This is a genomic window from Endozoicomonas sp. SESOKO3 (assembly GCF_024606255.1).
In genome coordinates this window covers 1-2,792 of the sequence record NZ_JAHHPR010000610.1, presented here as the reverse complement: position 1 = coordinate 2,792, position 2,792 = coordinate 1, and the positions used below count along the sequence as shown (strand labels likewise).

Sequence of the window (2,792 nt, the reverse complement as noted above, 5' to 3'; positions counted from 1 at the left end):
TTGGTCTAAAAATTCCTGCAATCCTCGCTACGGACGCTTAAGTCCGACAGGCTGCTAGATGATCTCTCGATTGATCAGGTGATTGAGCGGCACCATTCGTCTGTGTAAGACACCAAATACCACCAATACTTCCTCATGCATCATGTAATAGATGACATGGCTCGAATGGGAAAAACTCAACACATTTGATCCGACCTCTGTCCTATGCTTACCAAGGGATGGCGTTTCAGCAAGCAGGTGAATGGTTTGCCGGAGTTCCGATAGGTATTTTCCGGACTGAGCAGTTCCCCATTGTGCTAATGTGTACCGGCGAATTTCGATCAGATCAGATTGTGCATCCGGCGTTAAGCGATAAGCAGCCATCAGTCATGTTGGCCTGCTTCCAGCTCATCAAAGAATGCACCACCATCAGCCAGTTTGCCTGCTTCTATATCAGCTTTAGCCTGATCTGCCCTTAACTTCAACATTTGCAACTTGAGCGTCTCGATGTTTTGGTATTCGTCAGCTGAGATAACCACAGCAACGGGCTTACCATTCTTACTGATCTGAACAGGGCTACGCTGCGCTTTGAGCAACATATCTCCAAAATGGGTTTTGGCTTCATTAGCAGAAAGAGCCTGCATAGTTTTTAGTCTCCATAATATCGTTCGATTCGTTTATTATAATCAAATCAACCTATTTCCGCTAAAATGTAGAATATAAATTTCTGCTTCGTGATTTTCGACGGTTCACCCAAAAGCGCCGTATCACCTACGAAAAACCGTTACCAGGGATACGGCCTGCAAAATTGCTTTTAAGTCGCCTTTTTCTCGAAACGTCTGAGCATAGAGAATTACGAAAAAGCTATTGAAATGTTTTTTTCAGAGGCCGCCCCCCGGGTTTGGCTGCTCAGTCGTTCAGCCTCCAGAGAGTTCATTTCTGAGCATTTCCAGAACAGGAATGGTCTCAGGACGAACACCTCTCCAGATAGCAAATTGCTCTGCGGCCTGTTCTACCAGCATACCCAAACCATCAATCACGGCTCCTGCCCCCTGACCCAAAGCCCATCGATTGAATACCGTATTAGACGCTGAATACATCATGTCATAGCAGCAGGTCGAAGCAGCAATGACTGTTGCCGGAACAGGAGGCAGATCGCCGTGTAAACTGGCGGAAGTACCGTTGATGATGATGTCAAAAGAGCCTTCGAGTTCTGAAAAACCGGAAGCTTTTACGGGTTGCTCAGGAAACAGACCAGCCAGAGTCTCAGCCTTGCTGACAGTCCGATTGGCAATCACCAGTTCCGATGGTTCCTGTGCAAGGATCGGCTCAAGGACACCTCTTACTGCACCACCAGCGCCCAAAACCAGTACCTTCGCTCCTTTGATAGAAACACTGTTGTTGACCGTCAGATCGCGAACCAGACCGAGTCCATCCGTGTTGTCTCCGTTGAGAGTACTTTGTTCATCCATCCAGAGTGTATTGACTGCACCTGCTTTCTCAGCTCTTCCCGTTCGCACGGTTGATAGCTGCCAGGCCTGCTCCTTGAAAGGAACTGTTACACTCAGACCCAGGTAGCCACCATTATCAAAGAAGCGTTTAACGGCCTCTTCAAAGTCATCAACCGGAACCAGTTGGGCGTTATAACTCAGCCTGTGCCCGACAGACTCTGCAAACATGGCATGAATTCTTGGCGACTTGCTGTGCTCAATGGGGTTCCCCATCACAGCGTAGTGATCAACAGGTATGGCCATTCTTTTTTTCTCGGGGAATGCAGCTAAAAAACTTCCGGTACTCTAGAGGATGTTGGTAGAAAATGGGAGAGATAATTATCCAGCCATACAATATTCTCTGTTGAAAATGGACAGGATGTACCACTTGCGCAATAGTGTCAGGATGCTAACCTGTATATTTTATAGATATACGGATTAATCTTATGGCCATGAAGATAAAGAACGTTCGTTTTGATCAAAATGACCTCGAGCGGCTCGACAAACTCGCCGCTATTCATCAAAAAGATGTTTCGACGCTCATTCGGGAAGTGGTAACGGATTATATGGATGCTGAAGAATGGCAACTCCAGCAGGTTGAAGAGACAATCAGTGCCGTTGAATCAGGCGATATGGAAACCATCTCTCTGGAACAATTCCTGAAAGAGGAGCGTTAGTCAATGCAGGTCAGATTGTCAGTTGCTGCCAGAAACGACTATCGGAAAATTGCCACCTATCTTGATGAACACTGTCCAGCCGTCACTGATCGAATTCTGGATACTCTGAAATTTAACCTGGATCGCCTGCAAGACCATCCTATGGCAGGCAATAAGGTGGGACGCTATCGCAAAATACAAGTGGTCGGTACGCCTTACGTGGTTTATTACCTTCTGACAACCAGAGAATTACTGGTTGCCCGTATCTTTCACGAAAAACAAAAGCGGTAGCTCGTTAAATATCAGACCCACTCTCTGGGTTTCAGGAATTCATTGTAAAGACGGGCCTCTTCTGTCCCATCTTCCGGGTGCCAATTGTAATCCCAGCGCACAACAGGAGGCAAAGACATCAGGATAGACTCAGTGCGCCCACCGGATTGCAGACCAAACAGTGTTCCACGGTCGTATACAAGGTTAAACTCAACATAACGCCCGCGTCGATACTCCTGGAAATAACGGTTCTGTTCCGTGTATTCAGTATCTTTACGCTTCTGAACGATGGGCAGATAAGCTTCGATGTAACTATTGCCTACCGCCTGCATAAACTCGAAGCAGCGTTCAAAGGGCCATTCGTTGAGATCATCGTAGAACAGACCGCCCACACCAC

Annotated in this window: 6 protein-coding genes; 2 read left to right on the top strand and 4 right to left on the bottom strand. The window is 47.1% G+C overall.

The window, feature by feature from the left end:
* Nucleotides 1-54: 54 nt before the first annotated feature.
* From KDK18_RS10790 to aroE, 3 genes are all read right to left on the bottom strand, one after another.
* Nucleotides 55-363 carry a type II toxin-antitoxin system RelE/ParE family toxin gene (locus KDK18_RS10790; protein WP_257254907.1) on the bottom strand — a complete coding sequence of 103 codons (309 nt, stop codon included), beginning with the start codon at nt 361-363 and terminating at the stop codon, nt 55-57.
* Nucleotides 363-623 carry a type II toxin-antitoxin system Phd/YefM family antitoxin gene (locus tag KDK18_RS10785; protein ID WP_257254905.1) on the bottom strand — a complete coding sequence of 87 codons (261 nt, stop codon included), beginning with the start codon at nt 621-623 and terminating at the stop codon, nt 363-365. Before KDK18_RS10785 ends, KDK18_RS10790 begins: the two co-directional genes overlap by 1 nt.
* A 273-nt stretch (nt 624-896) precedes the next feature.
* Nucleotides 897-1,733, bottom strand: coding sequence for a shikimate dehydrogenase (aroE, locus tag KDK18_RS10780; RefSeq protein WP_257254904.1), 837 nt, complete (start codon nt 1,731-1,733; stop codon nt 897-899).
* A gap of 182 nt (nt 1,734-1,915) precedes the next feature.
* On the opposite strand from aroE, the gene KDK18_RS10775 reads away from it, so the two are divergent.
* Together KDK18_RS10775 and KDK18_RS10770 are read left to right on the top strand one after the other, a co-directional pair.
* On the top strand, nt 1,916-2,146 hold the full coding sequence (locus KDK18_RS10775) for a CopG family ribbon-helix-helix protein (protein ID WP_257254903.1): 231 nt from the start codon (nt 1,916-1,918) through the stop codon (nt 2,144-2,146).
* Nucleotides 2,147-2,149: 3 nt separating this feature from the next.
* On the top strand, nt 2,150-2,416 hold the full coding sequence (locus KDK18_RS10770; RefSeq protein ID WP_257254902.1) for a type II toxin-antitoxin system RelE/ParE family toxin: 267 nt from the start codon (nt 2,150-2,152) through the stop codon (nt 2,414-2,416).
* An 11-nt stretch (nt 2,417-2,427) separates the two neighbouring features.
* Here the strand turns inward: KDK18_RS10770 and KDK18_RS10765 are convergent.
* The coding region (locus KDK18_RS10765; RefSeq protein WP_257254901.1) for a coproporphyrinogen III oxidase at nt 2,428-2,792 on the bottom strand (365 nt) is incomplete at its 5' end.